18 protein-coding genes are annotated in these 16398 nt (G+C 65.1%); all 18 read right to left on the bottom strand.

What is annotated here, in order from left to right:
- Positions 1-70: 70 nt before the first annotated feature.
- Positions 71-1195 carry a rod shape-determining protein RodA gene (gene rodA / locus TACI_RS06205; RefSeq protein ID WP_012869947.1) on the bottom strand — a complete coding sequence of 375 codons (1125 nt, stop codon included), beginning with the start codon at positions 1193-1195 and terminating at the stop codon, positions 71-73.
- On the bottom strand, positions 1186-1470 hold the full coding sequence (gene minE / locus TACI_RS06210; RefSeq protein ID WP_012869948.1) for a cell division topological specificity factor MinE: 285 nt from the start codon (positions 1468-1470) through the stop codon (positions 1186-1188). The genes rodA and minE overlap by 10 nt, the downstream gene beginning before the upstream one ends.
- Positions 1471-1483: 13 nt before the next feature.
- A complete protein-coding gene (gene minD, locus TACI_RS06215; RefSeq protein WP_012869949.1) occupies positions 1484-2281 on the bottom strand; it encodes a septum site-determining protein MinD in 798 nt (265 codons plus the stop codon).
- Between the two features lie 21 nt (positions 2282-2302).
- Entirely contained in the window at positions 2303-2950 is a 648-nt protein-coding gene (locus TACI_RS06220; RefSeq protein WP_012869950.1) for a septum site-determining protein MinC, read from the bottom strand.
- Positions 2947-4707, bottom strand: coding sequence for a penicillin-binding protein 2 (mrdA, locus tag TACI_RS06225; RefSeq protein WP_012869951.1), 1761 nt, complete (start codon positions 4705-4707; stop codon positions 2947-2949). Before mrdA ends, TACI_RS06220 begins: the two co-directional genes overlap by 4 nt.
- A complete protein-coding gene (locus TACI_RS06230) occupies positions 4700-5158 on the bottom strand; it encodes a hypothetical protein (protein ID WP_012869952.1) in 459 nt (152 codons plus the stop codon). The genes mrdA and TACI_RS06230 overlap by 8 nt, the downstream gene beginning before the upstream one ends.
- Positions 5155-5925: a rod shape-determining protein MreC gene (locus TACI_RS06235; protein WP_012869953.1), complete on the bottom strand. Its 771-nt coding sequence runs from the start codon at positions 5923-5925 to the stop codon at positions 5155-5157. Before TACI_RS06235 ends, TACI_RS06230 begins: the two co-directional genes overlap by 4 nt.
- A 16-nt stretch (positions 5926-5941) precedes the next feature.
- Positions 5942-6994: a rod shape-determining protein gene (mreB, locus tag TACI_RS06240; RefSeq protein WP_012869954.1), complete on the bottom strand. Its 1053-nt coding sequence runs from the start codon at positions 6992-6994 to the stop codon at positions 5942-5944.
- Positions 6995-7108: 114 nt separating this feature from the next.
- On the bottom strand, positions 7109-7744 hold the full coding sequence (locus TACI_RS06245) for an MBL fold metallo-hydrolase (RefSeq protein ID WP_012869955.1): 636 nt from the start codon (positions 7742-7744) through the stop codon (positions 7109-7111).
- Positions 7741-8196, bottom strand: coding sequence for a D-aminoacyl-tRNA deacylase (dtd, locus tag TACI_RS06250; RefSeq protein WP_012869956.1), 456 nt, complete (start codon positions 8194-8196; stop codon positions 7741-7743). The genes TACI_RS06245 and dtd overlap by 4 nt, the downstream gene beginning before the upstream one ends.
- A 6-nt stretch (positions 8197-8202) precedes the next feature.
- Positions 8203-10416 carry a RelA/SpoT family protein gene (locus TACI_RS06255; protein WP_164925414.1) on the bottom strand — a complete coding sequence of 738 codons (2214 nt, stop codon included), beginning with the start codon at positions 10414-10416 and terminating at the stop codon, positions 8203-8205.
- 53 nt (positions 10417-10469) lie between these two features.
- Entirely contained in the window at positions 10470-12044 is a 1575-nt protein-coding gene (locus TACI_RS06260; RefSeq protein ID WP_242601077.1) for a single-stranded-DNA-specific exonuclease RecJ, read from the bottom strand.
- 59 nt (positions 12045-12103) lie between these two features.
- Entirely contained in the window at positions 12104-12451 is a 348-nt protein-coding gene (locus tag TACI_RS06265; RefSeq protein ID WP_012869959.1) for a LapA family protein, read from the bottom strand.
- 133 nt (positions 12452-12584) lie between these two features.
- Complete coding sequence (secF, locus tag TACI_RS06270; RefSeq protein ID WP_012869960.1) at positions 12585-13460, bottom strand: protein translocase subunit SecF; 876 nt, start codon at positions 13458-13460, stop codon at positions 12585-12587.
- A gap of 20 nt (positions 13461-13480) precedes the next feature.
- A complete protein-coding gene (gene secD / locus TACI_RS06275) occupies positions 13481-14854 on the bottom strand; it encodes a protein translocase subunit SecD (RefSeq protein WP_012869961.1) in 1374 nt (457 codons plus the stop codon).
- Between the two features lie 37 nt (positions 14855-14891).
- Entirely contained in the window at positions 14892-15221 is a 330-nt protein-coding gene (gene yajC / locus TACI_RS06280) for a preprotein translocase subunit YajC (protein ID WP_012869962.1), read from the bottom strand.
- A gap of 93 nt (positions 15222-15314) precedes the next feature.
- Entirely contained in the window at positions 15315-15944 is a 630-nt protein-coding gene (locus TACI_RS06285) for a redox-sensing transcriptional repressor Rex (protein ID WP_012869963.1), read from the bottom strand.
- A gap of 15 nt (positions 15945-15959) precedes the next feature.
- Complete coding sequence (locus TACI_RS06290) at positions 15960-16340, bottom strand: RidA family protein (RefSeq protein WP_012869964.1); 381 nt, start codon at positions 16338-16340, stop codon at positions 15960-15962.
- Positions 16341-16398 lie beyond the last annotated feature (58 nt).

A 16398-nucleotide genomic window follows, 5' to 3' on the forward strand; every position in this document is an offset into this window, starting at 1 on the left:
ATCCTATCTCCTCCAAAGGCTGCGGCCGGATCCAGCCCAGTTTAACTCTCTCAGTTGATCTGTGAACCCATCACGACCCGGGAAGGTCGAACCTCTCCCTCCTGGACTCCACCGCGACGCTCTGCACCAATCCCAACGCCAGCATCTCCGCCACCAGAGAGCTGCCCCCGTAGCTGAACAGCGGCAGGGGCAGGCCGGTCACCGGCGCCAGCCCCATGCTCATGGCGATGCTCTCGAAGGTCTGGAAGAACATCCAGGCCCCCAGCATGGAGCAGAGCACCTTGGCCCGCAGGTCCCTGGCCTCGAAGGCGATCTGGAATATCCGCCATATGAGGGCTACGAAGAGGAGCACCGCCGCCACGCCCCCCACGAAGCCGAACTCCTCGGCGAAGACACTGAAGATGAAGTCCGTGTGGGGCTCCGGCAGGAAGTGGAGCCTGCCCTGGGTGCCCCCCATGAAGCCCTTGCCGAAGAGCCCTCCGGATCCCACCGCTATCCTGGATTGGATCACGTTGTAGCCCGCCCCCAGGGGGTCCACCTTGGGGTCTATGAACACCAGGAGCCTCATCCTCTGGTAGGGCTTGAGGAACCCCCAGGCCACCGGTAGGGCCATCAGCCCCAATGTCACAAGCCCCCCCATGTACCGGGAACCTATACCGGCGGCCCACAGCCCCGCCCCTATCATGGCGCAGTAGACCAGGGCGCTACCCAGGTCCGGCTGAAGCATCAGGAGCGCCAGCGAAAGCCCCGAGAGCCCCAGGGCCATCCCTATGGACCTAAGGTCCTCCGGGGGGAACCTGCACAGGTGCCGGGCCATGAAGACCCCAAGGGCCAGCTTGCCCAGCTCCGAGGGCTGAAGCCTGACGGGCCCCAGGTTGAACCAGCTCTGGGCCCCCTTGGCGGTGTGACCCATCACCAGCACCAAGAACAGCAACAGGAGGGAGGCCCCGTAGATCCTCTCGGACATCTCCAGGATCCTCCGGTAGCCCACCTTGATCACCCAAATGTACCCGGCGAAGCCCACCATCCCCCAAAGGGCCTGCCTTATGGGAAAGGAGTAGTTGGCCTTGTAGACCCCGGTGGAGGCGCTGAGCAGGGCCACCATACCCAGGGAGAAGAGGGCCCCGGTGATCAGCCCAAGGGGCCTGTCCAGGGTGGATCTTATCTCGTTCCAGGAGGGGGATTTCAGGGACATCTAGACCCCCCGGACCTGCCGCAGCGCCTCACGTTCACCACCGGTATGCTGGCCACCAGGGCCACCGACCGGTCCTCCCGCTCCAGGTCCAGCTCGATCTTCTTCTCGTCTATCTCCATGTACTTGCTTATCACCGAGATGAGGTCCTTCCTGAGGCTCTCCATCATCTCCGGGGAGATGTCGCTCCTGTCGTGGATCAGCACCAGCTGCAGCCTCTCCTTGGCGGTGCTGCCCGAGGGGGATCTGCCGCCGAAAAGCCTGTCTATGAAGCCCATGGTCCCCCTCCCCTCAACCCAGGAAGATCTTCTTCATCTTGGCCAGTATCCCCTTGCCCTCCCCGTCATCAAGGGGGGCGAAGGGCACCTCCTCCCCCTCCAACCTAAGGGCTATGTCCCGGAAGGCCTGGGCCGCCGGGGACCTCTCCCCCAGCGTCAAGGGCTCCCCCCGGTTGGAGGAGGTCACCACCGAGTCGTCATCGGGTACCACCCCGATCAGGTCGATGGCCAGGATCTCCAGCACGTCATCCACGCTCATCATGTCCCTACGCTTCACCATCTCGGTCCTTATGCGGTTCACCACCAGCCTCAGGGGCGACTTGCCCATGGACTCCAAGAGGCCGATTATCCGGTCCGCGTCCCGCACCGCCGACACCTCCGGGGTGGTCACCACCAGGGCCTCGTCGGCCCCCTGGGCGGCGTTCCTAAATCCCGCCTCTATGCCCGCCGGGCTGTCCACCAGCACGTAGTCAAACGCCTCCCGGAGCTCCCCGCACAGGGCCTCCATCTGTTCCGCCGTCACCGCGTCCTTGGTCCTGGTCTGGGCGGCGGGGATCATGTACAGGTTCTCCACCCGCTTGTCCCTCACCATGGCCTGGTTCAGCCGACAGGTACCCTCCACCACGTCCACCAGGGTGTAAACTATCCGGTTCTCCAGCCCCATCACCAGGTCCAGGTTCCTGAGGCCTATGTCCGCGTCGATGGCCACCACCCTACGTCCCCTCTTGGCCAGGGCCACCGCCAGGTTGGCGGTGGTGGTGGTCTTGCCCACCCCACCCTTGCCGGAGGTCACCACTATGACCTTACCCAAACCTCATCCCCCCAAATCGATCTATGCGGATGGCCACTGGGATACCACCACGGCCCCGTCCTCCACCGCCACAGTAACCGCCTTGCCCCACCAGGGGTCCTCCCTGCCCATGGAGCCCACCTTGAAGCCGATCCTCACCTGGGGGGCCTCGAAGGCCCGGGCGCACACGGTGGCCTCCTCGTCGCCGCCGGAGCCCGCGTGCACCAGCCCCTGCAGGCGCCCCAGGACCACCACGTGCCCCTCCGCCACCACCTCGGCCCCGTCGTTCACGTTGCCCTCCACGATCACGTCCCCCCGGTGCTCCACCCGCTGCCCGGACCTCAAGGACCTCCGAACCCTCAAGGCGGGCAACAGCCCCTCCCACCGGGGCCTGGCGGGGACCTCCTCCACCGGCAGCCCCGCGGACTTGAGCAGCTCGAGGCTCTCCCGGTGAATCGACTTCCAGGCCACCACCTTGAGCTCCAGGGGGATCACCAGCTCCCTCATTATGAGGCACATCAGGTCCAAGGTGACCCGACGGGACTCGAAGTCCACCACCAGCTCGGAGCCCCTCAGTATGTGCTCCCCCTCCTCCGCCAGGCGCCGGACCTCCTGGGACAGCTCCCCATCGGGGATCTGGTCCGGGATGACGCACCTTAGGCGACCTCCGTTACCCTTCAGCTGGATCATGGAGATACCCTCCTAAGCAGGGAGTTATCGTTCTTAACCAGGTATGCCAACACCTGCCCCACTATCGGGGCCGCGGCGGAGGACCCGTGCCCCCCGGCCTCCACTATGGCCACCGCCACGTACCGGGGGTTCTCCCGGGGGGCGTAGCCCACGAACCAGGCGTGATCGTCCCCGTGGGGGTTCTGGGCGGTGCCGGTCTTGCCAGCCACGGTGACCCCGTAGGCCGCCGCCCTCTTGCCGGTCCCGCTGTTCACCACCTCCTCCAGCCCCCTCTGCATGGCCCTAAGGCCGAACTTAGGGATCCGGAGGTCCCTCTCCAGGTGGGGGGCGGCGGCGTTCAGGTGCGGCGTGACCAGGTAGCCCCCGTTGGCGATGGCGGCGTATATCCTCAACACCTGGATGGGGGTCATGAGCAAGAACCCCTGGCCTATGGAGTAGTTTACCGTATCCCCCTTGTACCAGGGCTCCTTGAACCGGGCACTCTTCCACTTGGGACCCGCGATGTTCCCCTGGACCTCCCCGGTCAGGTCCACCCCGGTCCTCTCCCCCACCCCCAGGATGGAGCTCCACTTGAGGAGCCGGTCTATGCCAAGCCATACCCCCACCTGGTAGAAGTATACGTCGCAGGAGTCCCGAAGGGCCCTGGTGAGGTCCTCGGTCCCATGGCCGGTCTTCTTCCAGCAGTTGAAGGTCCTGTTGCCCAGGGTGAAGCTGCCGGGGCAGTAGACCGTGGTGGACTGGGTCACCACCCCCTCCTCCAGGGCCGCTATGGCAGTAACCACCTTGAACGTGGAGGCGGGGGGATAGGTGCCGCTCACCGCCCGGTTCATCATGGGCCGTTGCCGGTCCCCCATGAGGGCCCCCCACTCCTTGGAGGATATGCCCCAGGATATGGGGTTGGGATCGAAGCTGGGGGAGGAGAACAGCACCTTCACCGATCCGTCCCTCACGTCCATGGCCACCACCGCCCCCCGCTGGCCCGCCATCAGCTCCGAAGCCAGCCTCTGGGCGGACAGGTCCAGGGTCAGGGTGATGTCCTTGCCCCGCTTGGGCTCCCGGTGGGAGACGTCCCGCAGCTTGCGCCCCCGGGAGTCCACCTCCACCGCCTCCTCCCCGACTTCACCCCGGAGCTCCTCCTCGTAGACCGCCTCGATGCCGATCTTGCCTATCATGTCCCCCCCACGGTAACGGGGGTCCGCCAGGTCCTCCAGCTCATCCCGGGTTATCTCCCCCACGTAGCCCACCACGTGGGCCGCCAGCTCGCCGGAGGGGTAGACCCTCCGCCAGACCGGCATGGGGAAGAGGAGACCCCGGAACTGGTCCTCCCCCATCAGGTCCACCACCTGGGCCAGCGTCAGGTTCCTGGCCAGGCTGACCGCCCGGTAGGGGGCCACGTACTGCTCCTCAACCTCCTCCGCCAGGGAGTCCTGGTCCACCGGTATCCCCTTCCGGGACAGGAGGTCCGCCACCCGCTTAAGGTTGTCGTCCCTGGCCAGGTCCATGGGGTAGGCCTTCAGGTCGAAGGTCCTCACGTTCACCGCCAGGGGGACCCCGTTGGCGTCCCTTATTATCCCCCTTGGGGGGGATATGCGCATCACCCGGAGCCGGTTCCGGGAGGCCAGCTCCACGTACTGGTCACCCTTCAGCACCTGGAAGTGAAAAAGCCCCCCTATCAGCAGGGCCAGGAGGGCCACCATGAGGACCTGCAGGTGCCGAAGGCGCCTATCCATGTAGAACCGCTCGAAGCCCTTAATCATGGGAACTCCCGCGGAAGAGGACCGCCACCGCGTAGATCAGTATCAGGGGCATGGCGGTCAGCTGCTGGATGAGAAGCATCCTGAGGGCCGCAACGCTACTGTCCCCCCAAAGGATCAGCCGGACCACCCCCAAGGCCAGCTGGGACGAACAGGCCAGCACCACCCACAGAAGGGGGGTCCTGCCCGGCGATGGGGTCCTGGCCCATATGGAGCCCGCCACGGTTATGGTCACCGCCTGGATCGCCCCGGTGAGCCCCACCACGCTGGTCCACCGCATGTCCCACAGCACCCCGCCCAACAGGGCGGCCCACACGGGCCACTGGTAGGGCACATCCCGGTGACCTATGAAGGCCTTGAGCAACCCTATGAAGAAAAGGTCCGGCACCAGGAAGAACCCCATGAAGAGCGCCTGCAACATGTCCTGCAGGAGCCAAAGGATGATCAGCGTCATCGTCCGTCACCGGATATCATTATGTCCACCCAGTAGAGCTGGGTCAGGTGGGCCATCAGCGCCACGTTGTAGACCACGAACCCCCCGGACTCCCTGTCCTTGGAGAGTATGCGACCCACCGGCACGCCGGGGGGCACGTTGCCCCCCATGAGGGCAGTGGAGATCGTCATGTCCCGGTTCACCTCCCTGTCAGGGGGCAGGTAGTTGAGGAAGATCCTGCCCATCCCGTCCCCGGTGAGCACCCCCAGGTCCCGGGTCTGGTCCACCACCACCGCCACCATGGAGTCCTCGGCGGTCAGCAGCCGAACCCAGCAGTGGTCCCTCTTGACCGAGGACACGATCCCCACCAGGTATCCGCTGGAAAGCACCGGATCCCCGGGGGACACCCCGTCCGCGGACCCCTTGTCCAGCCTAACCTCGGACCACCAGGCCTCCGGGTACCTCAACGTCACCAGGGCGGGGAGGAGACCACCCCCCCTCTGGGGAAGCTCCACCGACGACAGGCTCAAGGTCCTCCTCATGGCCAGGTTCTCCGCCTCCAGCTCCCGGAGCCGCTCCTGCATGCTCTTCCTCTCTATGAGCCACCCGGTGAAGGCCTGAAACAGCAACCGGCCCTGGAGGGCGGGCCGCTCGGGCCAGCTGAGTAGCTGGCACCAGGGGTCCCCCAGGGCCTTGGAAAGGGGAAGGTTGAGGCTCAGCAAGGTGAGCGACAGGCCCACCAGTGTGGCCATGAGTCCGTGGATCCAGAGGGGCTCAAACCTCTTCATGAGCCGTCATCCCGGGCTAAAAGGAGCTTACCTCCGAGGCCACCGAGACCTTGGTGGTGAAGCTCCGGTCCTTGAGCATCCTCCCGAGCCCCAGGGCCACCGAGAACAGGGGCTGCTCCGCCAGATGGACCGGCACGTTGAGGGAGTCCGAGAGCCTCATGTTGAGCCCCCGCAGGTTGGCACCTCCACCGCTGAGCACCAGCCCCTGGTCAACTATGTCCTTGACCAGCTCCGGTGGGGTCCGCTCCAGCACGTTCCTCAGGATCTCCTCTATGCCCTCGATTATGGGGGTAAGGGCCTCCCGGACCTCCACGGAGCTGACCTTTATGACCTTGGGGAGCCCGTCCATCAGGTCCCTCCCCTTAACCTCCATCTCCAGCTCCTGCTCCAACGGTACCGCGGAGCCCAAGGCGAACTTTATCTCCTCCGCGGTGGTCTGGCCTATGGACAGGGCATAGTTCTGCTTCATCATGTCCACGATGGCGTTGTCCATCTCGTCCCCCGCCACCCGGATGGAGTCCTTCACCACTATGCCCCCCAGGGACAGGACCGCCACCTCGCTGGTGCCGCCCCCGATGTCCACGATCATGTTGCCCCTGGGCTCGTGGATGGGGAGCCCAGCCCCCAGGGCGGCCACCAAGGGCTCCTCCACCACCATGGCCTCCTTGGCCCCCGCCCTCAGGGTGGCGTCCACCACCGACTTCTTCTCCACCTCGGTGACGCAGGCGGGGACCGACACGATGGCCCTCACGTGGGAGAACAGCCCCCGGCCCCCCACCGCCTTGGTGATGGCGTGCCTAAGCAACGTCTCGGTCATCTCGAAGTCCCCTATGACCCCGTGCTGCAGGGGCCTTATGGTCTCCACCCCCGCGGGGGTCTTGCCGATCATCCGCTTGGCCTCGGAGCCCACCGCAAGGATCTCCTTCTGCCCCTTCCTGCCGGACCTCCGGGTGGCCAGCACCGACGGCTCGTTGAAGACTATGCCGCGCCTTGAGGCGTACACCACCGTGTTGGCGGTGCCCAGATCTATACCCACGTCCTCCCTGAAGAAACCTAAGAATCTAAACACCTAAACCCCTCCGAAAAGTTCGTATGTCCCCCACGTTCCCAGATGGGGATCGGATATCAAGGCCCCTCCGGGCCCCGAAGAGGATACATCATAGGCCCCGCGGGGGCAACTTGATCACCGGGGCCAGAAGGGGTTGTGAAGGCTCTCCTCCCCCAACGTGGTCTCCGGCCCGTGCCCCGGGTAGACCCGGATGGACCGATCCAGCTCCGACAGCCTCCTTATGGACCCCTCCAGCTGGTCACCGTCCCCCCCGGGCAGGTCGGTCCTGCCCACGCTCCGGGCAAAGAGGGTATCCCCGGAGAGCAGGATCCTATCCCCCTCCGCCTCCACCAGGAAGCAGCAGCTCCCCCTGGTGTGCCCCGGGGTGTGGATCACCCTCACCCCCATGGCCCCCACCTGGAGAAGGTCCCCCTCCTCCAGGAGCCGGTCCGCGGGCTCGAAGGCCCCCTCCTGGCCCAGGAAGGTGGACAGGTTGACCCGGGGATCCACCAGGGCCTCCCGGTCAAGGCGATGGATCCCCACCCCGTGGGCGGAGAGGGATCTGAGGTCTCCCAGGCCCCCCATGTGGTCCCAGTGCCCGTGGGTCAGCAGCACCCACTCCAGCCTAAGACCCCGCTGGGCGATGAAATCCACCACCTCGGGACAGCTGCCCCCTGGATCCACCCCGAAGGCGGCGCCCCCCTCATCCCAGACCAGGTAGAAGTTGGTCCAAAGCTCCCCCAGCGGGAAGCGTCTCAAGTTTATGCTCAACCGGAAACCCTCCCTGTGGATTCGATTATCAGCGTGACCGGCCCGTGGTTCACCAGCTCCACCTCCATATGGGCCCCGAAGACCCCGGTCCTCACCACCGGGACCCGGGCCCTCAGGGCCTCAACGAAGGCGTCGTACAGCTCCACCGCCACATCCGGCGGAGCTGCGTCGGTGAAGGACGGGCGACGCCCTTTGACGCAGTCCCCGTAGAGGGTGAACTGGGACACCACCAGGACCTCCCCCTCCACGTCCAGGAGCGACAGGTTCAGCTTCCCCTTTTCGTCCTCGAAGATCCTCAAGTTTACCACCTTGTCGGCCATCCAGTTCACCTGGTCCATGGCGTCCCTGGGGGAGAACCCCACCAGGAGGCACACCCCTGGGCCTATCTGGCCCACCACCTGGTGGTCCACCGACACGCTGGCCCTTGAGACCCGCTGAAGCACCACCCTCATCTCACTTCACCCCCGCTGCACTCCCGACACCCCGTTGACCTGGCTGATCCTGCCCATTATCCGATAGAGGTGCTCCAGGTCGTTCACCATCACGTCGCAGGCCATCCTGGCCTTGGCGTTCCCTATCACGTTGGCCTTGACCCCCACCAGGGACCCGTCCATCACCCCTATGGCGGAGGTGACATCCGAGAAGAGCCCCGGCCGGTCGAAGCCCTCTATGAGGATCCGGGCGGTGTACTTGGTCTTTGGCCTACCCCAGAAGACGGTGACCAGCTTGTCATCCCCCTTGCCCCGGAGGTTGACGCAGTCGGAGCGGTGGACCGTGATGCCCCGGCTCTTGGTGACCGTACCCACTATGGGGTCCCCGGGGACCGGTCGGCAGCACTGGGCCAGGGAGACCAGCACCCCCTCGGCACCCTCCACCACTATCTCCGCGTCCACCTCCTTGCGCTGGGGCGGCGGGGACGTCACCTCCGGCACCGTCTCCTGGGGCCTCTCCCTCTCCCGGTCCTTCTCGAACCTCTCGAGGGATATCCGGGAGAGGATCCCCGAGGGGGTGTGGTTCCCGGACCCCACCAGGGCGATGAGCTCCTCGCCGCCCCCGTAGCCCATGTCGTGGGCCAGCTGGTTCAGCTGGGGCATGATCATGTCCACCGTGACCGTCCCGTAGGGGATCCGCTTGTTCAGCTCCCGCTGCAGGAGGTCCCTTCCCCTCTCTACCCGTTCCTCCCGGTCCGCCCGGTCCATCTGGCGGAAGTAGGCCTTTATCTTGTTCCTGGTCCGGCTGCTCCGGGCTATCTTGAGCCAGTCCCGGGAGGGCTTCCCCTGGGGGGAGGTGAGCACCCGGACGATGTCCCCGTTGGAGAGCTTGTGGTCCATGGGAACGATCCGGCCGTTCACCATGGCGCCCACGCACTTATGCCCCACTTCGGTATGGATCGCGTAGGCGAAGTCTATGGGGGTGGAGCCGTTGGGCAGGGACACCACGTCCCCCTTGGGGGTGAATACCAGCACCTCGGAGGTGAGCACGTCGGTCTTGAGGCTGTCCAGGAACTCCGCCGGGGACCCCTCCTGCTGGGTCTCCAGCACCTGTCTTATCCAGGACAGCTTCTGGTCTATCTGGTCTACCCGCCGTTTGCCTTCCTTGTAGTGCCAGTGGGCCGCCACCCCGTACTCCGCCAGCCAGTGCATCTCCCAGGTCCTTATCTGGACCTCCAGCGGCTCCCCGCTGGGGCCAAGGACGGTGGTGTGTAGCGACTGGTACATGTTGCTCTTCGGGTTGGCTATGTAGTCGTCGAACTGGCCCGGTATGGGCTTCCATATGGTGTGCACCAGCCCCAGCACCTGGTAGCACTCCGCCACGGTCCCCACGATCACCCGGAGGGCCAGGAGGTCGTAGAGCTGGTCCAGGGACAGGTTCTTCCGCCTCATCTTCTCGTAGATGCTGTAGAAGTGCTTGGGCCGGCCGCTCAGGTAGGCCTCGATCCCCTCCTCCTTGAGCTTCCCCTGGAGCACATCCAGGGCCTGCTTTATTATGGCCTCCCGCTCGGGGAGCTTCTTCCGGACCCGGCGCCGGATCTCGTAGTAGATGTCCGGCTCCAGTATCTTGAAGCACAGGTCCTCCAGCTCCCGCTTCACGTTGTATATGCCGAGCCTATGCGCCAGGGGGGCGTATATCTCCAAGGTCTCCTTGGCGATGGTTATCTGCTTGTCCCGCCGGTGGGCCTGAAGGGTCCTCATGTTGTGGAGCCGGTCCGCCAGCTTTATCAGCACCACCCTTATGTCCTTGGCCATCACCAGGAACATCTTCCGCAGGTTCTCCGCCTGGTAGTCCTCCATGGACTTGAAGGCCAGCTTGCCCAGCTTGGTGACCCCATCCACCATGGTGAGGACCCCCTCGCCGAACCGGCTCAGCATCTCCTCCTTGCCCACCTCCGTGTCCTCCAGCACGTCGTGGAGGAGCGCCGCCGAGAGGGTCTCCACGTCCAGCCCCATGTCGGCCAGGATGGCCGCCACGCTGATGGAGTGGACTATGTAGGGCTCGCCGCTGTGGCGTCGCTGCTCCCGGTGGGCGTTTGCGGCGAAGACCAGCGCCTCCCCTAACTTCATCAGATCCTGCCTGTCCAGGTACTTGGACGCCTTGGTCCAGAGCTCCTGCAGGGGGACCCGGACCGACGATACCCGGTGATCCTCCGGTAGCCGCCCCACGAAGCTCTCCATGAGCGCCCTGCTCCCCCCCTGCTGGGACGGATCGCCCTGCGCATTGACCAGCTTCAACGGTCCACCCCCTCCCCGGAGGACAGGACCACCTTCTCCAGGTACAGCTTGAGTCGGCGCCTGCCCCGCCAGGCCTCCATCTTGGGCCTGTACACTATCCCCCTGGCCTCCATCCCCTGGAGCTCCAGGGGGGAGGCGAAGGCCACTATCTCCCTCCCCTGGGCCAGCAGCTTGCTGACCCGGCCGGTCCTCCCCATGGGCTCCACCTGGAAGCCCCCGGGGTGATACAGGAGGGGCGCCGGGTTCCCCATTCCGAAGGGGCCCAGGGCGTCCAGGTCCTCCTCCATGGACTGGTCTATCCGATCCAGGGGCCAGTGGATCACGTCCAGCCGGCACCGGTCGGAGGGGAGCTCCCTCAATGCAGCCTCAAGCCCCTCTCTGACCGCCTCCCAATGGTGGCGCTGCACCGAGAACCCAGCGGCGCAGCGGTGTCCACCGAAGGCGCTTAGCATGTGGGACATGCGACTCAATATCTTCACCGCATCGCCGGCGCCGTTGGGGATCCTAAGGGTACCCCTAAGGCCATCCCCCGCGGGGGCCACCAGGGCCACCGGGCGGCCCCGGTCGTTGCAGAGCCGGCTGGCCACGCTGCTCAGGACCCCCACGGGCCAGTCCTTGCCGTGGTAGACGTGCCGGTCCAGGTCCCCCTGGGCGTCCTTCATTATCACGGAGGACAGGCGGCGCCGCTCCTCGTTCAGGGACAGCACCCGGTCCACCAGGGGCTCCACCGATCCGTCCCCGGGATAGAGGAGCCTCACCGCCTCCTCCGCCAGGTCCAGCCTGCCCGGGGCGTTGAGGCAGGGGATCAGCTTCATGGAGAGGACCTCCTCGTCCACGTCCTGGGGCTCCACCCCGAGCCTACCCAGCAGGGCACCTATGCCCCTCCTGGGGCTCCGGCGGATCAGTTTGAGGCCCTCCTTGACGATGCACCGGTTGAGCGGCACCGACAGGTCCATGCAGTCCGCCACGGTGGCCAGACAGGCCAGGTCCAGCCGGGCGGCGGTCCAGGACCTGTCCATTATTCGGCTTCGCCATATCCATGACCAGAGGACCCCGGCGGCGCAGAGGGCCGTGAGGGGGGTGGGGAGGTCGAAGCAGTGCGGGTTCACCAGGACTCCCTTGGGTAGACCATCCCCCGGGGTGTGGTGATCGAACACCACCGTTGGGATCCCCGCCTGGTCTATGACCTCCAGGGCCTCCACGTCCTTGGTGCCGCAGTCCACCACCAGCAGCAGGTCACACCCCCGGGCGGCTATCTTCCGGGCGGTGTTCACGTGGAAGCCGTAGCCCTCCAGGAAGCGATGGGGGATGAAGTAACGCACCGCAGCCCCCCGGGCCAGCATGAGCTCCATCGCCAGGGTGGTGGCGGAGAGTCCGTCCACGTCGTAGTCCCCGTATATTATGACCCGCTCCCCGGGCCTCACGGATGATATGACCTGCAGGGCCCGGACCTCCGGTTCCGCCAACGGGATCGCCTCCAGCTCCTGCTGGAGGTCCGCCCAGAGCCACGATAGGAACTCCTCCTCCCCCCAGCCCCGGATCCCCGCCACGGCGGATAGGAACTGCGACATCGCCCCCCCTGGGGTCTCCCTTCGGGGGGTGATGTCTATCTCGTCTATTCCGCAGAACATCATTCCGTCCCGGTCTGTCCTTCCTCCTGGTATAGGGGGGCCGGCTCCTCAAGCTGGACCGATCGGCCCATGCCCATCAACGCCCGCTTCTCCTCCTCCAGGGTCGATACCCGCTCCTCCAGGGCCTTGACCTTGGCCTTGAGCTTCCCCCGGACCTCCATGAGGGCGAAGAGGGAGGTGATCCACATGAGGACCACGCCGGCGGCGAAGAGGAGGACCTCCCATATCCCCTGGGGCATGGTCCTCTCCAGGAACAGGAACCTGACCGTCACCGCCGCCCCGTTCTGGAAGGCGTAGACCGCCGACAGCAACATGGAGAACGCTATGGCCAATATGTAGCTCTTCATACAACCCCTCCCATGCTAACATCCAACGGGTCTTTGAAGCTATGATAAACCAACAGATACCGCAAGGGAACACGGGACATGAAAAAGGCCGAGGTCAAAATGGCCTCGGCCTGGGCGGTCCGCCTCCGGATGCCTACCTGACGGGTGACTTGAGGAACCACTCGGCGAGGATGGCCCCAGCTATGTATATGGAGCTGTAGGTTCCGACCCCTATGCCCACCAGGAAGGCGAAGGCGAAGTTGGATATCACGTCTCCCCCCAGGAAGAACATGGCCAGCACCGGGAGCAAGGTGGTGAGGGACGTGTTTATGGTCCTGGAGAGGGTCTGGTTGATTGAGTCGTCCACCACCTGGGATATGCCCTTCTTGGGCACGTCCCTCCAGTTCTCCCGGATCCGGTCCAGCACCACGATGGAGTCGTTGAGGGAGTAACCCACAACGGTGAGCACCGCGGCTATGAAGGATACCGACACCTCCCGGCCGGTGAGGCTGTAGACCCCCAGCATTATGGCCGCGTCGTGGACCAGGGAAAGCACCGCCGCCACGCCGAACCTGAACTGGAACCGGAACGCCATGTAGAGGAGGATGCCCAGGAGGGCCAGCGCCAGGGCTACCATGGCCTCGGACTTGAGCTCCGCCCCCACCACGGGACCCACGGTCTCCAGCTTGAGGACCTTCACGTCCCCAAACCTCTCCCTAAGGACCGACAGCACCGCCTTGCGCTCCGCCTCGGAGGGGCTCTTGAGGCGTAGCATGAAGTCCCTGGGCCCGTAGGCCTGGATTATGGGCTCCCCGGAAACACGGGGGGACACCACGGACCTTATGTCCCCCACCTGGGCCTCCCGGGGGAGCTCCAGGTGCATCAGAACCCCGCCGGTGTAGTCCACCCCCAGGTTGAGCCCCCGGGTAAGGACCAACAGGAGGCTAAGCACCACCGCCACCGCGCTGATCGCCAGGGCAACTCGCCGGTAGCGCATGAACGGAATGTTTAAGCTACTCTTGTTGAACATGGTGATCCGACCTCCGTTCCCTAGAGGGCCGCCCTGCGGCGTCCCATGAGGATCTGCAGGATGGCCCGGGTGACCACCACGTTGCAGAACACCGACGCCACCACGCCGATGCTCAGGGTGACGGCGAAGCCCCGTATGGGTCCGGTGCCGAAGTAGAACAACACCGCCGCCGCTATGAGGGTGGTTACGTTGGAGTCCAGGATGACCGTGAGGGCCTTCCTGAAGCCCGCGTCCAGGGCGGCCAGCAGGGTCTTCCCCGCCCGGCGCTCCTCCTTGATCCTCTCGTATATCAGGATGTTACCGTCCACCGCCATCCCTATGGTGAGGATGATACCCCCTATGCCGGGAAGGGTTAGGGTCGACTTGAGGAGCACCATGGCGGCCATCACCAGGGTGACCGCCACCGCCAGGGCCACGTCCGCCGCAAGGCCCATGAGGCCGTAGAAGACCAGCATGAACAGGGCCACCAAACCAGCGCCGATGAGCCCCGCCCTTATGCCCCGGCTTATGGAGTCCGCCCCCAGGGTGGGCCCCACGGACCGGTTCTCCAGGATCTCCACCCCCACCGGGAGGGCTCCGGCCCTGAGCATTATGGCCAGCCTCTTGGCCTCCGCCTCGGTGAACCGGCCAGATATCTGGGCCTCGCCGCCCCTTATCCTCTCCTGCACCACCGGGGCGGACACCACCACCCCGTCGAGCACTATGGCGATCTGGCGTCCCACGTTCTGGGCGGTGGCCTCGTCGAACAGCTTGGCCCCCGCGTCGTTGAACTTGAGGGACACCACCGGGCGACCGAACTGGTCGAAGCTGGTCCGGGCGTCCTTGAGCTCCTTGCCGGTCAGGTAGGGCCTGCCCAGCAGGTACCACCGGCCGTCCTCCCCCTTGGCCACCAGGCTCCCCTCCGGGGCGGACTTGCGCATCTCCTCCGCCACCTGGTCCGCCTGGGCCTTTATGGCTTCCCAGCGGGCCTTGGCGGCGTTGTAGGCCTCGTCGCTATCGTAGTTCCGCCTCTCGGGCCCCGGGGGCAACTCCGGAGAGGCCCCGAGCACCGAGCGGAACTCCAGGAGCGCCGTCTTGCCTATCAGATCCAGCGCCGCGTCCGGATCCTCCACCCCGGGGAGCAGGACCAGGATCCGGTCCCCTCCCTGGCGCTGTATCTGGGGCTCCACCACCCCGTACTGGTCGATCCGGTTTCTCAGCACCGCCAACAGCCGCTGGATCCCGTCCTCTGTGAGGGGGTTGTCCGGGGTCCCCTTGGCCCTCAAGAGTATCTGAGCCCCGCCCTTCAGGTCCAGGCCGAGCCTTATCCTACCATCCAGCGGAAAGGCCACCGCGGCAGCCACCAGGGCCACCAGCAGGACCAGGCCCAACCGCCAGAAGTCCCTTCTGGTCATATGAGATCTTCCTCCTTATGGTGGATATGGATAGGGGCTAGTCCTTCTTCTCCTCGGACTCCTTCTTGGCCTTGGGAGCCGGCTTCTCCCCCTCGGGGGTCCTCTTGTAGGAGATGGAGCCCTTCAGGATCCGCATCTTGACCCCCTCGTCCACCTCGATGATGAAGCTGTCGTCCAGGATGTCCCGGACGGTGCCGAAGAAGCCCCCGGCGGTCACCACCTTGTCCCCCCTGCTTATGGAGGCCAGCATCTCCTCGTGGGCCTTCTGCTTCTTCTTCTGGGGCCGTATTATGAGGAAGTAGAATATCACCACGAATAGCGCCAGTGGCATCAACATGCCCATGAGACCCTGCTGCTGGTTACCCAAAGGAACCCCTCCTTAGCATTTTTTGAACAAAAACTTTGCGTGCGCCCCGCGCTGGAGCGCACGCAAGAGATTTTACCACGACCAGCTGGGGGCTTAAACACCCGCGCCCCCTTTCAAGAAGAAGAGCAACTTCTCCAGCTCCACCGATATGTCCACCCGGTAGACCAGCATGCCCTCCGGCGCCACCAGGGCGGTGGAGGCAAAGGAGAGGATCCCCTTCACCACCTGGCTCTCCACCGCCTTGTCCACGCAGGCCTGGGCCGCCGAGGCGGGCACCGTGAGGATAAGCACCTGGATGTCCCTCTCCCTCACCACCTCTGGAAGGTCGTTCAGGTGAAAGCAGGGCACCCCGCTTATCTCCTGCCCCACCTTGGCGGGATCCACGTCGAACAGGGCGTCGATCCTGAACTTATCGCTCCGGAAGGCGGAGTGACCCAGCAGGGCATACCCCAGGTGTCCCACCCCCACCAGGCCTATCCTCCAGATCTGGGGGGACGCCAGGATCCTGCTTATGTGGCCGTAGAGCCGGTCCACGTGGTAACCCACGCCCCTCTTGCCTATCTCACCGAAGTAGGATAGGTCCTTCCGGACCTGGCTGGCCTTTATGCCCAGCATCTCCCCCATCTGATGGGAGGAGACCACCAGCCGGCCCTCCTCTCGGAGCTGCTCCAGGAGCCGGTAGTATTGCACCAGCCGCTCGACGGTAGGCTCAGCCACCCTCATGGCCTGGCCACCCGCCTAGCCCTTGTAGGCTACCACCTCTATCTCCACCAGGGCACCCTTAGGCAGGGCGGCCACGGCCACGCAGGACCTGGCGGGGTACTGATCGGTGAAGTAGCGGGAGTAGACCTGGTTGACCGCCCCGAAGTTGGCCATGTCGGTGATGAAGACCGTGGTCTTGATGACGTTGCTGAAATCCATCCCCTCAGACTCCAGGAGGGCCTTCACGTTCTCAAGCACCCGCTCCGCCTGGGAGGCCGCATCGTCCCCCACCATCTCCCCGGTCTTGGGATCCAGGGGGATCTGGCCGGAGAAGAAGTAGAAGGGACCCGCCGCCACACCCTGGCTGTAGGGTCCTATGGCCCCCGGGGCCTTGTCCGTGTTCACTATCCTCTTCAAGATGAAACACCTCCGATGTATTTTTTCTATTCCGGGACCTTAGCCCCTCAGAGAAGGA

The organism is Thermanaerovibrio acidaminovorans DSM 6589, assembly GCF_000024905.1.
In the GTDB taxonomy this organism is placed as follows: Bacteria; Synergistota; Synergistia; order Synergistales; family Synergistaceae; genus Thermanaerovibrio; species Thermanaerovibrio acidaminovorans.

Excerpts from the sequence above, each read along its gene's own strand:
- TACI_RS06255 (WP_164925414.1), bottom strand. The coding sequence starts at position 10,416 with ATGGAGAGCTTCGTGGGGCGGCTACCGGAGGATCACCGGGTATCGTCG.
- TACI_RS06230 (WP_012869952.1), bottom strand. The coding sequence starts at position 5,158 with ATGACGCTGATCATCCTTTGGCTCCTGCAGGACATGTTGCAGGCGCTC.
- TACI_RS06285 (WP_012869963.1), bottom strand. The coding sequence starts at position 15,944 with ATGAGGGTGGCTGAGCCTACCGTCGAGCGGCTGGTGCAATACTACCGG.
- TACI_RS06235 (WP_012869953.1), bottom strand. The coding sequence starts at position 5,925 with ATGAAGAGGTTTGAGCCCCTCTGGATCCACGGACTCATGGCCACACTG.
- dtd (WP_012869956.1), bottom strand. The coding sequence starts at position 8,196 with ATGAGGGTGGTGCTTCAGCGGGTCTCAAGGGCCAGCGTGTCGGTGGAC.
- rodA (WP_012869947.1), bottom strand. The coding sequence starts at position 1,195 with ATGTCCCTGAAATCCCCCTCCTGGAACGAGATAAGATCCACCCTGGAC.
- minE (WP_012869948.1), bottom strand. The coding sequence starts at position 1,470 with ATGGGCTTCATAGACAGGCTTTTCGGCGGCAGATCCCCCTCGGGCAGC.
- mrdA (WP_012869951.1), bottom strand. The coding sequence starts at position 4,707 with ATGATTAAGGGCTTCGAGCGGTTCTACATGGATAGGCGCCTTCGGCAC.
- TACI_RS06220 (WP_012869950.1), bottom strand. The coding sequence starts at position 2,950 with ATGATCCAGCTGAAGGGTAACGGAGGTCGCCTAAGGTGCGTCATCCCG.
- TACI_RS06265 (WP_012869959.1), bottom strand. The coding sequence starts at position 12,451 with ATGAAGAGCTACATATTGGCCATAGCGTTCTCCATGTTGCTGTCGGCG.
- secF (WP_012869960.1), bottom strand. The coding sequence starts at position 13,460 with ATGTTCAACAAGAGTAGCTTAAACATTCCGTTCATGCGCTACCGGCGA.
- TACI_RS06260 (WP_242601077.1), bottom strand. The coding sequence starts at position 12,044 with ATGTCGCAGTTCCTATCCGCCGTGGCGGGGATCCGGGGCTGGGGGGAG.
- secD (WP_012869961.1), bottom strand. The coding sequence starts at position 14,854 with ATGACCAGAAGGGACTTCTGGCGGTTGGGCCTGGTCCTGCTGGTGGCC.